The organism is Rhizobium sp. TBD182, from assembly GCF_001950375.1.
GTDB lineage: Bacteria > Pseudomonadota > Alphaproteobacteria > Rhizobiales > Rhizobiaceae > Agrobacterium > Agrobacterium tumefaciens.
This window is the reverse complement of the sequence record NZ_BDLN01000007.1, coordinates 102,145-121,917: the sequence shown is the minus strand read 5'-3', so window position 1 is coordinate 121,917 and position 19,773 is coordinate 102,145. Positions and strand designations below refer to the sequence as shown.

The window sequence follows — 19,773 nt, the reverse complement described above, 5'->3', positions numbered from 1 at the left end:
ATCATGGAAGGTCTTGGTCATTCCGGCATCAGAACTCTGATCGTCATTCCCTGCCTCAACGAGGCAAAGACGATCGAGGCGTTGCTGCGAAAATTCACCGGCGCGATGGATGGGCGTATTTTCCGCATCGTTGTTGCCGATGGCGGCAGCACGGACGGCACGCGCGACATCGTTTCCGCCTTCGCCGTAACGGATGACCGCGTTACGCTCCTTCCCAATCCCAAGCGCATCCAGAGCGCCGGCATAAACCTGGCCGTATCCACTTTCGGCGAGGATTTCGACTACCTCATCCGCATCGACGCCCATGGCGATTATCCGGATGATTATTGCCAGCGGCTGATTGAAGACGCGGATCGCACCGGCGCGGATTCCGTCGTGGTCGCCATGGATACGGTCGGGCACGGCCTGTTCCAGAAGGCGACGGCGATTGCGCAGAATTCCAAACTCGGCAATGGCGGCTCAAAGCACCGCGAAGGCGCCAAGGGACACTGGATCGACCATGGCCACCACGCGTTGATGCGGATCGCCGCCTTCGACGCGGTCGGTGGTTACGATGAAAGCTTCAGCCACAACGAGGATGCCGAACTGGATTTCCGGCTGCGCAAATCCGGTTTCCGTATCTGGATGACCGACAAGACCCGCATGACCTATTATCCGCGCGCTAGCGTCATGCCTCTGTTCAGGCAATATCTCGCCTATGGCCGTGGCCGGGCAAAGAACCTGCTGAAACATCGCTCGATCCCGAAGATCCGTCAGATGATTCCGCTGGCTGTCCTGCCGGTCTTCGTGCTTGCCCTGCTGTCGCTTGTGCATTGGGCAGCACTTATTCCGCTTGGCCTCTGGATCGCCGCATGTGTGGGTTATGGCTTGTGGATGGCAATAGGTCAGAAAAACCCATACGGCCCGCTCGCCGCCTTTTCCGCAATGGTGATGCATCTGGCGTGGTCCACCGGCTTCTGGCTGGAACTCCTGAAATTCCGGGGAAAAAAGGCTGTCTCATGACCGACCTCATCGTCACCGAACCACACAATTCAAAGACCGTCGATATCGGCATCTGTACCTACAGACGTCCGGCGCTGGTCGCCACACTTCTGTCACTGTTCGAACTGGAAGTGCCCGAAGGCGTGACAGTTCGCCTGATCGTTGCCGACAATGATGAGGAACCAAGTGCCAAGGCAAGTGTGGATCGGCTGCGCGAAACTTCGCCTTTCGAGATCGCCTATGTCCATTGCCCGAAATCGAATATCTCGATTGCCCGCAACGCCTGCCTCTCTGAGAGCCGGGCGGACTATCTGGCCTTTATCGACGATGATGAGACCGCCCCGCCGCACTGGCTGGCCGCACTTATGGAAAAGGCAGGCGAAACCGGCGCGGATGTCGTTCTTGGCCCAGTGACGGCGGTTTACCGTGAGAATGCGCCGGGCTGGATGAAACGTGGCGATTTTCACTCGACCGTGCCCGTCTGGGTGAATGGCGAGATCATCACCGGCTACACCTGCAACACGCTTCTCAAGATGGACGCCCCATCGGTAAAGGACCGGCGTTTTGCGCTGGCGCTCGGCCAGAGCGGCGGTGAGGACACGCATTTCTTCTCGCATCTCCATGCTTCGGGCGGTCGCATCGTCTTTGCGCAAAAGGCCGTGCTCTCCGAGCCGGTGCCGGAAAACCGCGCCCGTTTCATGTGGCTTGCCAAACGTCGCTTCCGCTCCGGCCAGACCCATGGCCGTGTGCTTGCCGAAAAGAAACCCGGCGCAAGACGCGTGATGCAGGTGCTGAAGGCAGGATCGAAAGTTCTCTATTGCGCCGTCTTTGCCGCGCTGAACGGTTTCAACGCCGTGCGCCGCAACCGCTATGCCCTGCGCGGCGCCTTGCATCTCGGCTCGGTAAGCGGCGCCTTCGGAGTGCGCGAAATCCGCCAATACGGCGCGGTGGAGGCAACCTGATGGAGAACCTTAACCCTCAGCCCGATATCAGCTTCGTCATTGCCGCCTATAATGCCGCAGAGACGATCGAAGCCGCCATTCAAAGTGCGCTTGAACAGCAGGGCGTGACACTGGAGGTGATCGTCGTGGACGACCGCTCCGCCGACGAGACGATCTCGCTCGTCGAGGCCATTGCGGCCAACGATCCGCGTGTCCGGCTGCTTGCGCTTGAACAGAACCTCGGACCGGGAGGCGCGCGCAATGCCGGTATCGACGCAGCAACCGGACGCTTTATCGCAGTTCTCGATTCGGACGACGTCATCCGCCCCGACCGTTCCGCCTGCATGATGTGCCGGGCAGATGCGGCCAATGCGGTGATCGCTGTCGACAATCTCGATGTCGCCTATACGGACGGCAGGCCGATGGAAACGATGTTCGCAGAGGAGTTTCTGGAGGAAAGACCCGTCCTTACCCTTGAGGACTTCATTTCCTCCAACATCCTTTTCCGCTCCACCTTCAACTTCGGCTACATGAAGCCGATGTTCCGGCGCGATTTCCTAAATAGCGAGGGATTGCGTTTTCGCGAGGACATCCGCATCGGCGAGGATTACATCCTGCTTGCCTCGGCGCTTGCCGCCGGCGGCCTTTGCGTCATCGAGCCGAAACCGGGCTACATCTATAATATTCGCGAGGGTTCGATCTCGCGCGTCCTCGAAATCCACCACGTCGAAGGAATGATGCGGGCGGACCAGGAGTTTCTGAGCCACTACGCGCTGTTGCCCGCCGCCATGGATGCGCAGCAGGCCAGAAGCCGTAGCCTGCAACTGGCCCGTAACTTCCTGACATTGGTGGAAGACATCAAGCGCCGCTCGATTATCGGCGCGCTGAAGACAACGATCAGAGATCCCGCCGTGCTGGGGCATTTGAGAATGCCCATTGCCGTGCGGCTGAAGAGGTTGCGGAACGCGATGTTTGCGCCCGCGGCAAATACTGGGGTGAAAAGGCAGATTTCGTAAAATTTGTGAGCGGACAAATCTGTACGCGAAAAATCTGCAAGCGGACTGGGGACAGATCAAACCTTGATGAAGGAGAACGCGATGGACCTGAACAAAACTGTCAGAAAAGCCGTCATTCCCGTAGCCGGCAACGGCACGCGGTTTTTGCCCGCCACCAAGGCGATGCCGAAGGAAATGCTCACGATCGTCGACCGGCCGGTCGTGCAATATGCCGTCGATGAGGCCATGCAGGCCGGCATCGAGCACATTATTTTCGTAACCAGCCGTAACAAGACCGCCATCGAAGACTATTTCGACAGCGCGCCCGAGCTTATCAACACGCTCACCCGCTCCGGCAAGACGGTGCAGGTGCTGCAGCTTGAAAAGATGCTGCCAGTCGCAGGCACAGTCAGCTACACCCGCCAGCAGGTGCCGCTCGGCCTCGGCCACGCGGTTTGGTGCGCGCGCGAACTGGTGGGCAAGGAGCCTTTTGCGCTGCTTTTGCCTGATATGGTTTCCTATGGCGCACGCGGCTGCATTGCCGGGTTGATGGAACTCTACGACGAAGTCGGCGGCAATATCCTCGGTGTTGAGGAATGCCTGCCGGAAGAAGTGTCATCCTACGGCGTCGTTGGTGTCGGCCAGAAGGTCAATCACGGCTTTGCGGTGACTGAAATGGTCGAGAAGCCGGAACCATCCAGGGCGCCTTCGAATTATTATCTCAACGGCCGTTATATTCTGCAGCCGGAAATCTTCGACATTCTCGCCAAACAGGAGCGTGGCGCGGGCAACGAAATCCAGCTGACTGACGGCATGAAGCGGCTCGCTGAGAAGCAGGCCTTCCATGCGCAGAAGTACAGCGGTCGCACATTCGACTGCGGCAGCAAGCAGGGCTTCATCGCCGCCAATGTCGCTTTCTCGCTGATGCGTGCCGACATGGAGGCGCAGGTTCTCGCTTCCGTCAAGGAACTCGTCGCAAACCATGAAAGCCGCGTTCAGGCGGCCTGACTTTAATCGTGCTGCCGGGGAGGCGGTCGGCACATCAATAACGGGGGGCGGGAAGCCGAGCGTTGCTCGGCTTCCCGCGTACCATTTTTAATTCACAAGGTAGGTCCATGCACCACAAGACCTTTAAATCCAGCATCGGTTTTCCGGATCCCGGCAAGGATGCCGACACATTTATTGACCTCGATCGCCTCTGGGCAGCCGTGGTGCGCCGCGCCAATGTCATTGCCGCCTCGGTCATCGCCGCTGTGGTTCTGGCCGGCCTTTATCTGGTGCTTGCAACCCCCGTTTACACCGCGATGACTCAGGTGCTTCTGGATGAAAGCCTTTCCCGTTACGCGGAAGAGGAATCGCCGGTACCTGCCGCCCAGATCGTCGACAACCGTATCGCCAGTGCTGTGGAAATTCTGAAATCCAAGGAAATGGCGCTGACCGTGGTCGACAAGGCCAAGCTCGACGAGAACGACACCATCGTCAATCCGTCGCTGTCGCCGGTCGATCTCGTGAAATCTTCCGTGCGCGGTATCGTCGATCTCATCCTGCCCGGAGATCCGCCGGCCTCCGAAGCGGCAATCCGCGCCGGACGCCGCGAAAAGGCAGCCGCCGTGCTGCAACAATCGCTGATCGTAGAGCGTGTCGGCCGCAGTTCGGTCATCGCCATTTCCACCCGTTCGACGGATCGGCAGCTTGCCGCGCTCATCGCCAAGACCTATGCGCAGGCCTATCTGACCGAACAGCTGAACGCCAATTTCGACGCCAGCGAGCGCGCTTCTGTGTGGCTTCAGGAGCGCATGAGCGACCTGAACCAGCGTGCGCAGGCCGCCCAGCTTGCCGTCGAAAAATTCAAGACGGACAATAATATCGTTTCTTCGCGCGGCGAGCTCATGTCGGAAGGCCAGTTGGCCGATCTCAACGGCCAGCTGATTGCCGCGCAGGCGGATGTCGCGACGGCTGCTGCACGTTATGGCCAGTACAAATCCATCATCGACCGGGGACCGGATGCAGCGGTTGACAATGCAGTCGTTTCCGCACGGGATGCCGATAACTCGGTCATTCAGGACCTTCGCAAGCGCTACATCACGATCTCTGACCGATTGCAGGGCGTCGTCCAGCAATTCGGCGCCGACCACCCTCAGGCGGTAGCGCTGGAGAGTGAGAAGAAAGAAATTGCAAGGCAGATATTCCAGGAACTGCAGCAGGTTACGGGCAGCCTGAAGAACGAATACGACGTCTCCAATTCCCGTGTGCAATCGCTTCGCGACAATATCGACCGCGTGGCGGGCCGCAATTCGCAAGCCAATATCACTATGGTGCAATTGCGTGAGCTGGAGCAGCGGGCAACCGCTCTGCGCACACTCTACCAGTCCTACCTCGGCCGCTTCGAAGAAGCATCCCAGAAGCAGTCGCTGCCGATCGCCAAGGCCCGCATCATCTCCGAAGCGGGTCTGCCGACAGCTCCGTCCAGCCCGAAAAAGACGATGACCATGGCGCTTTCCGTCATTCTCGGCCTTATGCTGGGCGGCGGCATCGCAGCGCTTCTTGAGTTCCGGGATCGCTTTTTCCACACCGGCAACGATGTGCGCGACAATCTGCGCATGCGTTTTCTGGGCTACCTGCCCTTTATCGGGGAACGGGGTGCAGAAACCGCAAAGTCGGGTACCCCTGCCGCCACCCCCGGCAGCGAGAGCACGACCATCGACGAAAACGGTCAGGTCTCGTTCCAGAAAATGCTGCGCCTTGCCGTCGACAGCCCGCGCTCAAGCTTTGCCGAGACGCTGCGCAACGTGAAGCTGACGGCTGATGTCGTTATCCAGGAACGCCAGTGCCGGGTAATCGGCGTCATCTCATGCCTGCCGAACGAGGGTAAATCGGTCGTGGCGCTCAATCTCGCCGGTCTGATCGCCTCCACCGGCAAGCGCACGCTTGTGGTGGATGCCGACATCCGCAACCCCGGCCTCAGCCGCATGCTGACAACGCGGCAATCCGCCGGTCTGGTGGAGGTCGTGCTTGACGAGATACCGTGGACGCAGGCAGTGAAGGTCGATACCCGCACGAAAATGGGCATCCTGCCGGTTTCCACCAGCAACCAGTTTGCCCATTCAAGCGAGCTTCTTGCCTCCTCCGGCATGCGCAAATTCATCGAATCGGCGCGTGAGGCCTGCGACTACATCATTGTCGACCTTGCACCCGTCGTTCCCGTCATCGACGCTAAAGCCTTCGCACCGCAGGTCGATGGTTTCGTCTTCGTTACGGAATGGGGCAAGACGCCGATCCAGATGGTGCAGAACCTGATGGCCAACGAACCGCAGATTGCCAACAAGACGTTGGGGATCGTGCTCAACAAGACCGATATGACGGAATTGCAGCGTTATGCAGGCCCCGGTGGTTCTGAGCACTATCACGAGACATTCGCGGCCTATTACGGCGACGCCAAACCGCCGGTGAAGGAAAACGCCTGAATGGTGTAGCGGCCCGGTGCAAACCGGGCCGCTTTTTTTTGCAGCTCAAATTTTGCTATCCAGCCTATGGCGTTGCCCGCAAAATTACGCATTGATGGCGACCAACCAATCGCCAGCAAGCAGGACCAGTTTCATGCCATCACCCATCGCCCTTGTTTCGCGGATGAATGCGCAAGCGGAAGCCATCTGGAAGCAAGCGCTTCGCGACGCCATGCCGGAAGAGGAAATCCTCTCCTTTTCCGAATTAAGCGGGGAGCAGAAACGCGCGGTGGACTTCGCCATCGTCGCCAATCCCGATCCAGCCGATATTGCAGCCTTGCCGGGTCTTTCGTGGATTCACAGCCTGTGGGCGGGTGTCGAACGGCTCGTTCTGGAACTGGGAGACAAGGCGCCGCCGATCGTGCGGCTGAAAGACCCGGAGCTTTCACGCGTGATGGCGGAAGCCGTGCTGGCATGGACATATTACCTGCAACGCGACATGCCGGCCTATCGCGTAAACCAGCAAAAAGCCCTCTGGCAGGAACTCGATTATCGGCATCCGGGCGAGATGACCGTCGGCCTCCTCGGCCTCGGCGCGCTCGGAACGGCTGCGGCGCAACGCCTGCTTCATGCAGGCTTCAACGTTTCCGGCTGGAGCCGCTCGGCCAAGGCAATCGAGGGAGTGGCAACGCTGACGGGCGATGACGGGCTGGGGGACTTGCTGGAAAAAAGCGACATTCTCGTCTGTCTGGTGCCGCTGACCGATGCGACGCGCGGCCTTCTGAATGCCGACCGTCTCGGCGCCATGAAAAAGGGAGTCGCACTCATCAATTTCGCCCGCGGAGCCGTCGTCGTCGCCGATGACCTGATCGCGGCGCTTGATTCCGGCCAGCTTTCGCATGCGGTTCTCGATGTCTTCGAACAGGAGCCGCTACCTCACGCTTCCGCATTCTGGCAGCACCCGAAAGTGACCGTCCTGCCACATATTTCCGCGCCGACAAGCCGGGAAAGTTCAGCGAAAATAGTGGCAGGCAATGTCAAGACATGGCGTGAAACAGGTACGCTGCCGGAAACGGTCGATATGACGCGCGGTTATTGAGACAGGATGGCGGGCGGTTTATTCGCCCGCCATCGTGTTTGCCGTATGGGCCAGTTCGACAGCTGAGACGATCTGCTGTTCGTCATAGGGCTTGGTCAAAAGCACTGCCGTTTCCGGCGCCCCGTTCGGCAGTTGGTTGTCTCCCGTGGCAAACACGATGGCTAGTCCCGGTTTCCGGCGCAATGCCTCAACCGCCAGCTCGCCGCCCTTCATGTCCGGCAGGCCTATGTCGGTAACGAGAACATCGATCTCTTCCGTCTCGATCGCCTTTAGCGCCTGCACAGCATTTCCGGCCTCGACGACGGCAAAGCCGTTATCGGCCAGCATCTCGGTCGAATTCATCCGGATCAACTCGTCATCCTCAACAAGAAGCACGCAAACCGATCTGGTCTCGTCTCCGACGACCTGCGCGGATTCGGGGGTTTTGGAATGACGCGGTGATGATACCGGCCTCGTCTTGGCGAGAGAAACCTGCTTGCGATTGGCGATGACATGGCGGATGCGCCGCGCCAGCGCTTCGCGCGTGTAAGGCTTGGAGAGCAGTTCCACCCCGGAATCCAGCTTGCCGCCATGCACGATGGAGTTTTCCGTATAACCGGATGTGAAGAGAACGGCGAGATTAGGCAACCTTTCCTGCGCCCGGCGCGCCATTTCCCGGCTTTTCAAAGGTCCCGGCATCACCACATCGGTGAAGATTACGTCAATCGGAATGCCGCTTTCGACCACCGTCAAACCAGCCTGCGCATCGCGGGCAGTGAGCACGCGGTAACCGAGATCGCTCAGTGTCTCGACGACGGTGCTGCGCACCTCCTCGTCATCCTCCACCACAAGGATCGTTTCCGTGCCACCCTCGACGGGGCCGGTCGGTATCACCACTTCCCTGTCCTCGTCGGCGGCGGATCGCGGTAGATACATCTTCACCGTCGTGCCCTGCCCCACCTCGCTATAGATGTTGACATGGCCACTGGACTGTTTTGCAAAACCGTAAACCATCGAAAGGCCGAGACCGGTGCCCTTGCCTTCCGGTTTCGTCGAAAAGAACGGCTCGAACACCTTTTCCAGAATGTCCGGCGACATGCCCGATCCGGTATCGGTAACAGCCAGCATGACATATTGCCCCGGCGAGACTTCCGAATGCTTGCGCGCGTAATCGCGATCGAGAACCGCATTGCCGACCTCGATTGTCAGCTTGCCGTGCCCTTCCATGGCATCACGCGCATTGATCGCCAGATTAAGGAGAGCGTTTTCCACCTGGTTGGGGTCGGCATAGGTATTCCACAGGCCGCCGGAGGTGATGACCTCAACCTCGATCGCCTCACCAAGCGAACGGCGCAGGAGATCGTCCATGCCGGTAACGAAGCGGGAGATGTTGATAACGCGCGGTTCCAGCGCCTGACGACGGCCAAAGGCCAGAAGCTGGCTTGCAAGCTTGGCACCGCGATGAACGCCGGCCAGCGCATTTTCCAGCCGCCGTTCGGCACGCTCGTTGCCAATCACGTCCTTTGACAGCAATTGCAGATTGCCCGCGATTACCTGAAGAAGATTGTTGAAATCATGCGCGACGCCACCGGTCAACTGGCCGATGGATTCCATTTTCTGCGCCTGCTGCAACGCTCTTTCGGTCTGGCGGCGCTCGGCGATTTCCGTCTCGACCCGCGCTTCCAGCCCTTCATTCAATTGGCGAAGCTGCTCTTCCGCTCTTATGCGGTGGCGAATCTCGCGTTCCAGATTGCTGGCATGTTCTTTAAGCGTGTTCTCGGCCAGCCGCTGTTCGGTGATATCCGTGTGGACACCCACCCATTCCGCAATATCACCGGAATTGTCGAAAATCGGAACGCCACGGATCGCAAATGTGCGGTAGACGCCGTCATGGCGGCGAACGCGATGCTCCCAAATATAGGTCGCCCGCGCGGAAACGGCTTTTGTCCAGCTTTCCAGCGAATGGTCCCTGTCTTCGGGATGAACCGCTTCGACCCAGCCGAACCCCTGATACTCGTCGAAGCTCTGCCCGGTAAGTGCACCCCACGCAGGCTGCTCACCCAGCATCATGCCGTCGGCGGTATTGGTCCAAAGCACGCCGTGGACCGCATCAACAGCGGCGCGGAAACGGTTATTGCTAAGCACGATTTCGTGCTCGGAACGTTTCCGGTCCTCGATATCGATGATCAGCACATAAATGCCGTCAACCGAACCATCTGCGATATAGCGGGGAACATAACGGATTTCGGCGGCTCGCTTGCTGCCATCCGGCCTGCTGATCACCGTATCCGAAACGATCTTTTCGCCGCCGAGCGCACGATCGAGATAGGCCCTGCGCGAACTGAAGAACGCGTCTCCAACAATTTCCGGAACGCTACGGCCGATCACCTCCTCGGCGCTGCGGCCGAACCACTCCAGATAACCGTCATTGGCGAATTTATAGACATAGTCGCGATCGACATATCCCACCAGGATTGGCAGGGCATTGGTAAGCCGGCTCAGCTCCTTGCGGCTCTGCTCCAGCGCCTCCACGGCCTTCACCTTTTCGGTGTTTTCAAGCACCGTGCACAGGACGCCGTCCACCGCGCCGCCATCATTGTAGATCGGCGTATAGAACAGATCGAAGATCACCTCTTCCGGCTGACCGTGCCGCATCAGCGTCATCGGCTGGTCGCGATAAGCCATGACCTCGCCACGAAAGCCAGCCTCCAGAATGCGGCTGTTCCAGTCCCAGATCTCGGGCCAGATACCTGGCACCGTTCCGCCCAGCGCCCGCGGGTGATAATTGCCGGCAATTTCCGCATAGCCGTCATTGTAGATCATCACATGATCCGCACCCCACATCAGCACCTGCGGAATGGGAGAGTTGACGACGGAATTGGCCTTCTGCCTCAAATTCTGCGGCCAGTCGCTAATCGGACCGAGCGATGTCTTCGACCAGTCGAAGCCACGCACAAGCTCACCCGTTTCACCGCCGCCGATCGGCCATACCGGGGCAGCACGAAGATTGGTCATTCAATATCACCACAAAAAAGAGACGAAATTTTCCGTAGTACAGAACGGAATAAATGTCCAAGAAAACAGAAACTTCTGCTTGTTGTTCACGGCTTTTCAGAAGCGCGACCGGCAAGACTGGGGAATTCGCACGCCGCAAATTTCGCAGAAGCACCCCACAAGCGTGATGATTGATTGACGATTGCCATCCTCAATACGCCAAAAACTGCCGCAAACGGAACGGCAACAAAGTAATTATTAACGCTCAATGCGGGTGCTGGCGGTCGCGGTGCCGTCAGCGCCCGGGTCTTCGCACACCGCGACCAGAGGGAACAAAAATGAAAATACTTTTGGGTGCCACAATTCTTTCCGCCGGCTTCGCCCTTACAGGCGGTGCAGCCTTTGCTGCGGACTGTGGAAACGTCACGATCGCCAGCATGAACTGGCAATCCGCTGAAGTCGCCGCCAATCTCGACAAGATCATTCTGGAAAAGGGTTACGGTTGCAGCGCTGAAATCGTCACAGGCGACACCGTACCGACATTGACCTCCATGGCCGAAAAGGGCCAGCCTGATATCGCGCCGGAGGCCTGGGTCAGCCTGCAGCCGGAAATCGTCAAACAGGGACTTGAGGGCGGCAAGGTCGTGGCGGCCGCCAAGATTCTGTCGGACGGCGCTGTGCAGGGATGGTGGATCCCGAAATATGTCGCCGATGCCAACCCCGATCTCAAGACCATTCCTGATCTCTTCAAACATCCCGAGCTCTTCCCCTCGCCTGAAGACAAGGCAAAGGGCGCCGTCTTCAACGGCCCGCAGGGCTGGGGCGGCACCGTCGTCACCGCCCAGCTTTTCAAGGCTTTTGGTGGTGAAAAGGCCGGCTTCACCCTGGTGGACACCGGTTCCGCCGCAGGTCTCGACGGCTCGGTCGCCAAGGCTTACGAAGCGAAACAGCCGTGGGTAGGCTATTACTGGGCTCCGACCTCGCTGCTCGGCAAATATGAGATGGTGAAGCTCGGCTTCGGCACGGAATATGACTCTGCCGAATGGAAGCGCTGCACCTCGGTTGCCGATTGCGCGGACCCGAAGCCCAATGCATGGCAGGTTGACGACGTGCAGACGCTGGTCAGCAAGACCTTTGCCGACCGCGCCGGCCCGGCCATGGACTATCTGAACAAACGCGCCTGGACCAACGACACCGTCAACAAGCTGATCGCCTGGATGACCGACAATCAGGCAACCGGCGAAGATGGCGCGAAACACTTCCTGAAGGAAAACGAGGCTCTGTGGACGGGCTGGGTTTCCCCCGACGTCGCGCAAAAGGTCAAGGCTGCCCTCTAAAAGGGTGGCACGACATATGTGGTCGACAGCTTGGCCCGCCAATGGCGGCGCCCGGCCGTTTTTAAGTTCCGGAGCGCGGCGGATATTGCCCGCCGGCCCCGGTTCGTCGTGGAGAACAGGATATGGATTGGCTTTTCAAATTTCCGACCATGAATGACGATGCCCTGCGTGCGCTGAAGAAAGTGATCGACGAGGGGTTTCGGGGTTTCACCAGAGCCTATGGCGGCACGATAGAGGGGCTGTTCACACCGCTCCAAAGCTTCCTCATCTGGGCGGAAAGGCTTTTGATCGGCACCCCCTGGCCGGTCGTTATTCTTATTGTCGGCGTACTCGCCTGGTTTGCCAGCCGCAGCGCCACCATTGTTGGACTATGTTGCGGTATTCTCTTTGCCATCGGCTGGTTCGGCATGTGGGAAGACACGATGAAGACGATCTCGATGATCTTCGTCTGCGCCGTGCTCTCGATCGTGATCGGTTTGCCGATTGGCATCGCCATGGCGCGGTCCAACCGCCTGCAGAGTATCGTGAACCCCGTTCTCGACGTCATGCAGACGATGCCGAGTTTCGTCTATCTCATTCCCGTCGTCATGCTGCTCGGCATCGGCCGTGTCCCGGGCGTCATCGCCGTGGTGATCTACGCCATTCCGCCGATGATCCGGCTTACCAATCTCGGCATCCGCATGGTTGACCGGGACGTGCTGGAAGCGGCAGACGCTTACGGTTCCTCGAAGCGCCAGAAGCTTTTCAAGGTGCAGCTGCCGCTTGCACTCCCCACCATCATGGCGGGCATCAACCAGACAATCATGATGGCGCTCGCCATGGTCGTCATCGCCTCCATGATAGGTGTTCAGGGCCTTGGCCAGCCGGTTCTGAAGGCCATCGCCAACCAGTATTTCACGCTCGGTGTGTTCAACGGCCTGGCAATCGTCGGCATCGCCATCATCTTCGACCGCATCAGCCAGGCCTACGGCCTTCGCCTGCAAAAACACCGGGAAGTGGCGCATGGCTAGTCAATCGATCGAAATCCGCAGCCTTTACAAGATTTTCGGCTCCAAGGCGGAGAACTACATCGACGCCGTGAAGGGCGGCATGTCCAAGGCGGAACTGAACGCCAAGCACGGCCATGTGCTCGGCCTAAGCGACATCAACATCACCATGCCGGGCGGGCAGATCACCGTGATCATGGGCCTTTCCGGCTCGGGAAAATCGACGCTGATCCGCCACGTCAACCGCCTGATCGACCCGACAGCGGGAGAAATCCTTTATGGCGGAACGGATGTCTGTCGCCTCAACGAAGCGGAACTTCTGGAATTCCGCCGCCACAAGACGGCGATGGTATTCCAGAAATTCGGCCTGCTGCCGCACCGCAACGTGCTGCAAAACGTCGTCTATGGCCTTGAGGTGCAGGGCGTCGACAAGGGCGAGCGGGAAGAAAAAGCCGACGTCTGGATCAAGCGGGTGGGGCTGGAAGGCTTTTCGAGCCATTATCCGAACCAGCTTTCAGGCGGCATGCAGCAGCGCGTGGGTCTCGCCCGCGCGCTGACCAACAACGCCGAAATCCTGCTGATGGACGAGGCCTATTCGGCACTTGATCCACTCATCCGCGTCGACATGCAGACAGTGCTGCTGGAATTGCAGAAAGAGCTGAAGAAAACCGTCGTCTTCATCACCCACGATCTGGATGAGGCTCTTCGGCTGGGAGACAAGATCGCCATTCTGCGCGACGGCGAGATCATCCAGCAGGGTACGGCCGCCGAAATTGTCATGAGTCCGGCAGACAGCTATATCGAAGCCTTCGTGGAAGAGGTCAACCGTGGCCGGGTCATTCGTCTCGGCGCCATCGTCCAGCCGGAGTTTACCGGCCAGTCGCGTCTTCAGCTCGATGCGGACATGACCGTCGAGGAAGGCTTGCGCGCGCTCGTCAGGGAGGATGTCGGCAGTGCCGTGATCATCGGCGAAAACGGCAAGTCACTCGGCTCCGTCACCACGGATGCCATCATGCGCTGCCTCGTCAGGACCACGCCAAGCGCGGAAAAAAAACTGGCCGAGGCCGGTTAGGCCAAGCCGTCGAGCCATTTGGTCATGCCCTTGGCGGCGGCCTTGCCAGTGGCAAAACAGGCGGTCAGCAGATAACCGCCGGTCGGCGCCTCCCAGTCCAGCATTTCCCCGGCAGCAAAAATGCCGGGGAGTTTTTTCAGCATGTAGTTCTCATCGATACCTTGCCAGTCAACGCCCCCAGCCGATGAAATCGCCTCGGCAATCGGTCTCGTCCGTGCAAGCGGTATCTCCGCATGTTTGATTCTTGCGGCGACCAGATCATCCGGCATCGCCGAGATATCGTGAAAGATTTCCCGCAGAAGTCCGACCTTGACGGCGGAGAGGCCCACGGCCTTCCGCAACCGGTTTGCAAAACTCTCCTTGCGGCCAAGCTTTGCCAGATCCCGGCCAAGGCGCTCCACGGTACGTCCCGGCGCCAGATCGACAGCGAGTGTCGCCTTTCCCGTGTGTTCCAGCTGGTCGCGAAGTGCGGCGGAATGGGCATAGATGACGCTGCCCTCAATGCCGTGCTGCGTCACCACGAACTCACCCTGAAACGCTCCGGCCGGGGAAATGGTGGTGACGGATTTCAACGCCTCACCGGCAAAACGCTGCCGGAAGACATCGCTCCAATCGACATCAAAGCCACAATTGGCGGGGCGGAAAGGGTTAAGCTCCACGCCTTCAGCCGCGAGTGCCGGCACCCATGCCGCATCCGAACCCAGACGCGGCCAGCTTGCGCCGCCGAGCGCCAGAAGAACGGCATCGGCCTTCATGAAGACATCGCCCTCCGGTGTCGCGAAAACCAGCCCGTCTGCGGAAAAACCCATCCAGCGATGCCGCGTCTTGATGATAACGCCGTGTGCCTCCAGCCGGGCAAGCCATGCCCGCAACAGCGGCGAGGCCTTCATGACCGTCGGAAACACCCGACCTGACGTGCCGACGAAGGTCTCCTGCCCCAGACCTTGCGCCCAGTGACGCAGCGCGCCGGGCGTGAAATCATCGAGGGCGGCGCGCAGCTTTTGCTCCGCGTCGCCAAAACGGTGGAGGAAAATGTCGTAGTCTTCGGCATGGGTGATGTTGAGACCGGATTTTCCGGCCATCAGCAATTTGCGCGCGACGGTCGGCATGGCCTCGAACACCGTTACGGCATGGCCAGCCGCAGACAGCACTTCGGCCGCCATCAGGCCCGCTGGCCCGCCGCCGACAATCGCGACCTGCCTTGCCTTCTTCAAAACCCGCTCCATCGCATCTTTGCCATTGTGGCCTTATACCGATTTCCGCGCGCGAATATATGCGATATTGAAGCGCGCATGTTCACGCTCGACCGACCCGTCACCTTTTCGCAGGATATCAAGAAAAGCCGCTTCATTGCCTTTGCAGCACCTGTCACTGGCGAGGAGGATGCGAAAAGCTTCCTTGCGGCGCATTCTGACTTCGACGCAAACCACAATTGCTGGGCATGGCGAACCGGCCAGACCTATCGTTTCAGTGACGACGGCGAGCCTTCCGGCACGGCGGGAAAGCCAATCCTTCAGGCTATCGACGGTCAGGCCCTGGACAATGTCGCGGTCCTCGTCATCCGCTGGTTCGGCGGCATTCTGCTCGGCAGCGGCGGCCTCATGCGCGCCTATGGCGGCACGGCGGCGGCCTGCCTTCGGCTTGGCGAGACGTCACCGGTCATCGCCTATGTCAGCGCGACCTTGAGCTGCCCGTTCTCCGATCTGGCCCTGGTAAAATCGCGCCTCGCCGCCACGCAAAACCTGCGAGTGGAAAAGGAGGACTTCACCGGCACCGGCGCGGATATGCAGCTTTCGGTTCCCGTAGAGGAAGCCGAGCGTCTGACACGGCTCATCAGCGATCTGACCAGTGGCCGCGTCAATCTTCATATTCCGGACTAATCATATTGCGCGGTGGGCATCTGGCCCCATGCCCGATTTGTGCTAAGGAAGCGCAATGTCATCTGAGCTTTCCAACCCCGTCTATAATCCGCCGCTCGAACCGTGGCTCACTATCGTGCACCGGGATGACGATCTACTGGTGCTGGACAAGCCGAGCGGACTTCTTTCGGTGCCGGGACGCGATCCCGCGCTCTCCGACAGTCTTTTGACGCGCGTGCAGAAACAGTTTCCAAAAGCACTGATGATCAACCGGCTGGACAAGGATACATCAGGCATCGTGTTGATGTCCCTGAACCGCAAGGCGCACGCGACCGTCGCCGCCCAGTTCGAGAACCGCCAGACCCGCAAATCCTATGTTGCCGTCGTCTGGGGTGAAGTCGAGGGTGAAGAGGGCAAGGTGGACCTGCCACTTGCGATCGACCCCGAGAACAAGCCCCGCCACCGGGTGGACCACGACCATGGCAAGCCGGCGCAAAGCCTTTGGCGCGTGCTGGAAAGATTGCCGCTTCCCGCTACGAGGCTCGCACTTGCCCCTCTCACCGGCCGCACCCATCAATTGCGGGTGCATATGAAGGCTCTCGGCCACCCTATCCTTGGCGATGAATTTTATGCAGAAGGTGAAGCGCTCGCCGCCGCGCCGCGTCTTATGCTGCATGCCGAGGCGGTGGGCTTTCGTCACCCGGATGGCCGCGACGTCACCTATACCGTGCCCTGCCCCTTCTGAGGCCTGCGATGAAAGAACAAGACGAAAGCTTCGTGGTGGATTTTGTTGGCGGTGCGGTCGGTCACCGTTTCCGCTCCGGCGAGGGGCGCGGACAGGCTCTGCCGAAGGCCGCGGGCTTCACCAAAGGCCGCACGCCAAAAATCGTCGATGCTACGGCAGGGCTCGGGCGCGATGCCTTTCTGTTGGCGTCACTCGGAGCCGAAGTTACGCTGATAGAGCGTTCACCCGGTATGCACGCCCACCTTGCTGACGGCATTCGCCGCGCATTGGAGGCGGGTGGAGCCTATGCCGAGGCTGCCTCCCGCATGACGCTGCTGCAGGGCGATTCCCGGCTTCTGCTGAAAGAACTTTCACCGGAGGTGGTGATCGTCGACCCAATGCATCCGCCGCGCCACAACACGGCGCTGGTGAAAAAGGAGATGCGGGTGCTGCGGGAACTGGTGGGATCCGATCCCGATCAGGTAGAGCTTATGGAGGCTGCGCTTGAACATGCGACGAAGCGGGTGGTTCTAAAATGGCCTCTGCGCGCCGAACCTATGCCCGGCATTCGCAAGCCTTCGCACCAGATAACGGGAAAGAACACCCGATATGATGTTTTCATGATTTTCGGAAAATCTCTCGATCCGGAGGACTGATCAGCGGAAGTTCGGCTTGCGCTGAGCGTTCATTAAAAGCTCGTGCCGGGATGCGAATTCTCCGAACAGCCTTCTCAACCGTGTCTCCTCGGCCTTGTCCAGCCGGTAACGGCGGCAAAACTCCGCAACATTGAGAATTGGCTTGGCTCTGTTCCCGTCTATGTTCTTGTTGTCGATGATCTGCATGGCGGCGCCCTCCGTGTAACCAAGGGGAAAACGTAGGCGTGGGCTTGCGGTTCCCTGTAAGTTTACATGGATGAAAAAAGAGGATGCCGCCCGTACACGGCCTCATCAAGTTTTCTTGAAACTATCGCAAGAAACGAATTCCTCCCCAAATGGTTCTCTGCCCGATGCAGACAAAGGAAGGGAGACCCATGTTCCGCAACAACCGATTTCTGAGTTCGACGATGCTATTCGCGCTGCTGGCCGTACCACTTGCCGGCGGCGCCCACGCACAGACCGCCCCGGCAGTCGAGACGAAACGGCCCAATGCGCCGGATCAGAAACCGGCTTTCGAGGGTCAGACCCGTGCGCCGCAAGCCGCCACTCAGCCGGATGTCGAAAAAACCGTCATTGCCGAGGGCCTACCGCATATCTGGTCGATGGAATTCCTGCCCGATGGCCGCATGATCGTGGCGGCCAAGGAAGGCGCAATGCACATCGTCGCAGACGGCAAAGCTGGCCCAGCGATCGAAGGCGTGCCGGAGGTAGCGTCCGACGGACAGGGCGGTCTGCTCGACATCGCGCTGGCTCCCGATTTCGAAACCTCCCGTAAAATCTTCTTCTCTTTTTCCGAGCCACGGGATGGCGGCAACGGCACCTCCGTCGCATCGGCCAAGTTGACCGAAGAGGGTGGAGCAGCAAAACTGGAAGACGTCTCGGTGATCTTCCGCCAGATGCCGACCTATGATGGCGATAAGCATTTCGGCTCCCGCCTGGTCTTCGGCCAGAACAACGAGCTCTACGTCACCGTCGGTGAACGTTCAGACGCAACGCCGCGTGTGCAGGCGCAGGACCTGTCGAGCGGGCTTGGCAAGGTCTTCCGCATTGATGCCGAAGGCAAGGCCTTCGAGGGCAACCCCTTCGCCGGCCAGCAGAACGCCCTCCCCGAGATATGGAGCTATGGCCACCGTAACCTCCAGTCGGCAGCACTGGATGGACAGGGCAGGCTCTGGACAGTGGAACATGGCCCGAAAGGCGGCGACGAGATGAACCTGCCGAAGGCGGGCCTCAATTATGGCTGGCCGGTCATCACCTACGGTGTCGAATATAGCGGTCGGTCCGTTGGCGAAGGTGCCACCGCCAAGGAAGGCATGGAACAGCCGGTTTATTATTGGGACCCCGTCATCGGCCCGTCCGGCATGGCCTTTTACGACGCCGACCAGATTTCCGAGTGGAAGGGAGCCTTCATCGTAGGCGGTCTGGTGAGCCAGGGCCTCGTCATCCTGCACATTGACGGCGACAAGGTTGCGACGGAAAGCCGATTGCCGCTGGAAGCGCGCATTCGTGATGTGAAAGTGGGTCCGGATGGCGCCGTCTATGCCGTGACCGAAGAGCGCGGCGGCGGCAACTCGCAAATTTTGCGGATCGCCAAGGCCGGCTGAGAAAGTCATGACCGGAACAGCAGGCCGCCGGAACGAAGGCGGCCTGTTTCTCGTTTCCTGCAACCTTAAACCTGCCGGAAAAAACGATGCCACAACCGCCCACCCGCCTTCTTGCCAAAATCGGACTTGCCTATGTCAACGATCAGGAGCCGGGCATAGCCCGAGAAAGGCGCGGGCGCGGTTTCTGTTACCGGTTGCCGGGCGGCGAACTTCTGTCCGATAACGTGGAGTTGAAGCGCATCAAATCGCTCGGCGTCCCGCCTGCCTACAAAGATGTCTGGATATGCATCGACCCATCCGGGCATTTGCAGGCAACGGGCTTTGATGCGCGCGGGCGAAAGCAATATCGTTACCATCCCGACTGGCACGCATTGCGCGGTGAGACGAAGTTCTTTCAGCTGAAAAGCTTCGGCAAGGCGCTGCCTGCCATCCGGCGACGCGCCATGGCTGACATTGCAAAACAGGATCACGGTCAGGACATGACACTGGCGGCCCTGACGCTGCTTCTCGATGCCGCCTATCTGCGCGTCGGCAACCGTTCTTATCTTGAAACCAACGGTACCTATGGCGCAACCACATTGCTCAAGCGCCACGTGTCCTTCGGCGAGACAATCGAATTGCGCTTTGCAGCCAAGGGCGGGCAGAAGGTGAAACGGCAATTGCGCCACCCGCGCCTTCAAAAAATCCTCGAGGAAATCGCCGATCTGCCCGGCAAGGAGCTGTTTGTCTGGCAGGACAGTGAAAACCGGGTTCACTCCGTCGATTCAAGCGATCTCAACGCCTATCTTTCCCGCATCGGCGGACAAGGCATTTCTGCCAAGACTTTCCGTACCTGGGGCGGAACGCTTGCGGCCTTCTGTCATGCGATGGAACATGTGGCTGCGGGTGAAAAACCCAGCATCAAGGGTATGTGTCAGGCAGCGGCGACGGAACTGTCCAACACACCCGCCATTTGCCGCAAGAGCTACGTACATCCTACCGTTCTCGATATAGCGACGGAGGAGAAGGCGCAGAAGAAGCTTGGCCGTATTCTGAAGGTGCGCGCAAAGCCGGTCTCGGGCCTCAGGGCCGATGAAAGACGTCTGCTTGCCTTCCTGCCGTGA

The 19,773-nt window shown here is 59.4% G+C and carries 17 protein-coding genes; 14 read left to right on the top strand and 3 right to left on the bottom strand.

Annotation, left to right across the window (positions count from 1 at the left end):
- Positions 1 to 3: 3 nt before the first annotated feature.
- The 6 genes from T18_RS19725 (at position 4) to T18_RS19700 (ending at position 7,459) form a co-directional block, all read left to right on the top strand.
- Positions 4 to 1,002: a glycosyltransferase family 2 protein gene (locus tag T18_RS19725; protein ID WP_004431741.1), complete on the top strand. Its 999-nt coding sequence runs from the start codon at positions 4 to 6 to the stop codon at positions 1,000 to 1,002.
- Entirely contained in the window at positions 999 to 1,943 is a 945-nt protein-coding gene (locus T18_RS19720; RefSeq protein ID WP_004431738.1) for a glycosyltransferase, read from the top strand. Before T18_RS19725 ends, T18_RS19720 begins: the two co-directional genes overlap by 4 nt.
- Positions 1,943 to 2,938, top strand: a complete 996-nt coding sequence (locus T18_RS19715) for a glycosyltransferase family 2 protein (RefSeq protein ID WP_004431734.1) — start codon at positions 1,943 to 1,945, stop codon at positions 2,936 to 2,938. Before T18_RS19720 ends, T18_RS19715 begins: the two co-directional genes overlap by 1 nt.
- 81 nt (positions 2,939 to 3,019) lie before the next feature.
- On the top strand, positions 3,020 to 3,925 hold the full coding sequence (locus tag T18_RS19710; protein ID WP_004431732.1) for a UTP--glucose-1-phosphate uridylyltransferase: 906 nt from the start codon (positions 3,020 to 3,022) through the stop codon (positions 3,923 to 3,925).
- Positions 3,926 to 4,032: 107 nt separating this feature from the next.
- Positions 4,033 to 6,381 (top strand): polysaccharide biosynthesis tyrosine autokinase, encoded by a 2,349-nt coding sequence (locus T18_RS19705; RefSeq protein ID WP_004431729.1) that lies wholly within the window; start codon positions 4,033 to 4,035, stop codon positions 6,379 to 6,381.
- A 133-nt stretch (positions 6,382 to 6,514) separates the two neighbouring features.
- The gene (locus T18_RS19700; protein WP_025595240.1) at positions 6,515 to 7,459 is read left to right on the top strand and encodes a 2-hydroxyacid dehydrogenase; all 945 of its coding nucleotides are present in this window, start codon (positions 6,515 to 6,517) and stop codon (positions 7,457 to 7,459) included.
- An 18-nt stretch (positions 7,460 to 7,477) separates the two neighbouring features.
- On the opposite strand, the gene T18_RS19695 is transcribed toward T18_RS19700, so the two are convergent.
- Entirely contained in the window at positions 7,478 to 10,453 is a 2,976-nt protein-coding gene (locus tag T18_RS19695; protein ID WP_004431725.1) for a PAS domain-containing protein, read from the bottom strand.
- A 317-nt stretch (positions 10,454 to 10,770) separates the two neighbouring features.
- On the opposite strand from T18_RS19695, the gene T18_RS19690 reads away from it, so the two are divergent.
- The 3 genes from T18_RS19690 (at position 10,771) to T18_RS19680 (ending at position 13,827) form a co-directional block, all read left to right on the top strand.
- A complete protein-coding gene (locus T18_RS19690; protein WP_004431723.1) occupies positions 10,771 to 11,769 on the top strand; it encodes an ABC transporter substrate-binding protein in 999 nt (332 codons plus the stop codon).
- Positions 11,770 to 11,891: 122 nt separating this feature from the next.
- Entirely contained in the window at positions 11,892 to 12,779 is an 888-nt protein-coding gene (locus T18_RS19685; RefSeq protein WP_004431720.1) for an ABC transporter permease, read from the top strand.
- The gene (locus T18_RS19680; RefSeq protein ID WP_025595241.1) at positions 12,772 to 13,827 is read left to right on the top strand and encodes a quaternary amine ABC transporter ATP-binding protein; all 1,056 of its coding nucleotides are present in this window, start codon (positions 12,772 to 12,774) and stop codon (positions 13,825 to 13,827) included. The genes T18_RS19685 and T18_RS19680 overlap by 8 nt, the downstream gene beginning before the upstream one ends.
- Here the strand turns inward: T18_RS19680 and T18_RS19675 are convergent.
- Positions 13,824 to 15,053 carry a TIGR03862 family flavoprotein gene (locus T18_RS19675; protein WP_013762049.1) on the bottom strand — a complete coding sequence of 410 codons (1,230 nt, stop codon included), beginning with the start codon at positions 15,051 to 15,053 and terminating at the stop codon, positions 13,824 to 13,826. The two genes, T18_RS19680 and T18_RS19675, sit on opposite strands and share 4 nt — an antisense overlap.
- A 66-nt stretch (positions 15,054 to 15,119) precedes the next feature.
- Here T18_RS19675 and T18_RS19670 point away from each other — a divergent pair, with 66 nt between their 5' ends.
- From T18_RS19670 to T18_RS19660, 3 genes are read left to right on the top strand one after another with little or no spacing between them, the layout of a single operon-like run.
- On the top strand, positions 15,120 to 15,707 hold the full coding sequence (locus T18_RS19670; RefSeq protein ID WP_019566553.1) for an IMPACT family protein: 588 nt from the start codon (positions 15,120 to 15,122) through the stop codon (positions 15,705 to 15,707).
- 55 nt (positions 15,708 to 15,762) lie between these two features.
- The gene (locus T18_RS19665) at positions 15,763 to 16,431 is read left to right on the top strand and encodes a pseudouridine synthase (protein WP_004431711.1); all 669 of its coding nucleotides are present in this window, start codon (positions 15,763 to 15,765) and stop codon (positions 16,429 to 16,431) included.
- An 8-nt stretch (positions 16,432 to 16,439) separates the two neighbouring features.
- Positions 16,440 to 17,066 (top strand): class I SAM-dependent methyltransferase, encoded by a 627-nt coding sequence (locus tag T18_RS19660; protein WP_004431708.1) that lies wholly within the window; start codon positions 16,440 to 16,442, stop codon positions 17,064 to 17,066.
- Here T18_RS19660 and T18_RS19655 read toward each other — a convergent pair whose 3' ends face one another.
- Entirely contained in the window at positions 17,067 to 17,252 is a 186-nt protein-coding gene (locus tag T18_RS19655) for a hypothetical protein (protein WP_004431706.1), read from the bottom strand.
- Positions 17,253 to 17,440: 188 nt separating this feature from the next.
- Here T18_RS19655 and T18_RS19650 point away from each other — a divergent pair, with 188 nt between their 5' ends.
- Both T18_RS19650 and T18_RS19645 read left to right on the top strand, forming a co-directional pair.
- Positions 17,441 to 18,670, top strand: coding sequence for a PQQ-dependent sugar dehydrogenase (locus tag T18_RS19650; protein ID WP_004431704.1), 1,230 nt, complete (start codon positions 17,441 to 17,443; stop codon positions 18,668 to 18,670).
- 86 nt (positions 18,671 to 18,756) lie between these two features.
- On the top strand, positions 18,757 to 19,773 hold the full coding sequence (locus T18_RS19645; protein ID WP_038494596.1) for a DNA topoisomerase IB: 1,017 nt from the start codon (positions 18,757 to 18,759) through the stop codon (positions 19,771 to 19,773).

Coding starts and splice junctions, on each gene's coding strand:
- T18_RS19715 (WP_004431734.1), top strand. CDS start 1,943: ATGGAGAACCTTAACCCTCAGCCCGATATCAGCTTCGTCATTGCCGCC.
- T18_RS19660 (WP_004431708.1), top strand. CDS start 16,440: ATGAAAGAACAAGACGAAAGCTTCGTGGTGGATTTTGTTGGCGGTGCG.
- T18_RS19710 (WP_004431732.1), top strand. CDS start 3,020: ATGGACCTGAACAAAACTGTCAGAAAAGCCGTCATTCCCGTAGCCGGC.
- T18_RS19720 (WP_004431738.1), top strand. CDS start 999: ATGACCGACCTCATCGTCACCGAACCACACAATTCAAAGACCGTCGAT.
- T18_RS19695 (WP_004431725.1), bottom strand. CDS start 10,453: ATGACCAATCTTCGTGCTGCCCCGGTATGGCCGATCGGCGGCGGTGAA.
- T18_RS19665 (WP_004431711.1), top strand. CDS start 15,763: ATGTCATCTGAGCTTTCCAACCCCGTCTATAATCCGCCGCTCGAACCG.
- T18_RS19690 (WP_004431723.1), top strand. CDS start 10,771: ATGAAAATACTTTTGGGTGCCACAATTCTTTCCGCCGGCTTCGCCCTT.
- T18_RS19725 (WP_004431741.1), top strand. CDS start 4: ATGGAAGGTCTTGGTCATTCCGGCATCAGAACTCTGATCGTCATTCCC.
- T18_RS19645 (WP_038494596.1), top strand. CDS start 18,757: ATGCCACAACCGCCCACCCGCCTTCTTGCCAAAATCGGACTTGCCTAT.
- T18_RS19650 (WP_004431704.1), top strand. CDS start 17,441: ATGTTCCGCAACAACCGATTTCTGAGTTCGACGATGCTATTCGCGCTG.
- T18_RS19705 (WP_004431729.1), top strand. CDS start 4,033: ATGCACCACAAGACCTTTAAATCCAGCATCGGTTTTCCGGATCCCGGC.
- T18_RS19700 (WP_025595240.1), top strand. CDS start 6,515: ATGCCATCACCCATCGCCCTTGTTTCGCGGATGAATGCGCAAGCGGAA.
- T18_RS19685 (WP_004431720.1), top strand. CDS start 11,892: ATGGATTGGCTTTTCAAATTTCCGACCATGAATGACGATGCCCTGCGT.
- T18_RS19655 (WP_004431706.1), bottom strand. CDS start 17,252: ATGCAGATCATCGACAACAAGAACATAGACGGGAACAGAGCCAAGCCA.
- T18_RS19680 (WP_025595241.1), top strand. CDS start 12,772: ATGGCTAGTCAATCGATCGAAATCCGCAGCCTTTACAAGATTTTCGGC.
- T18_RS19675 (WP_013762049.1), bottom strand. CDS start 15,053: ATGGAGCGGGTTTTGAAGAAGGCAAGGCAGGTCGCGATTGTCGGCGGC.
- T18_RS19670 (WP_019566553.1), top strand. CDS start 15,120: ATGTTCACGCTCGACCGACCCGTCACCTTTTCGCAGGATATCAAGAAA.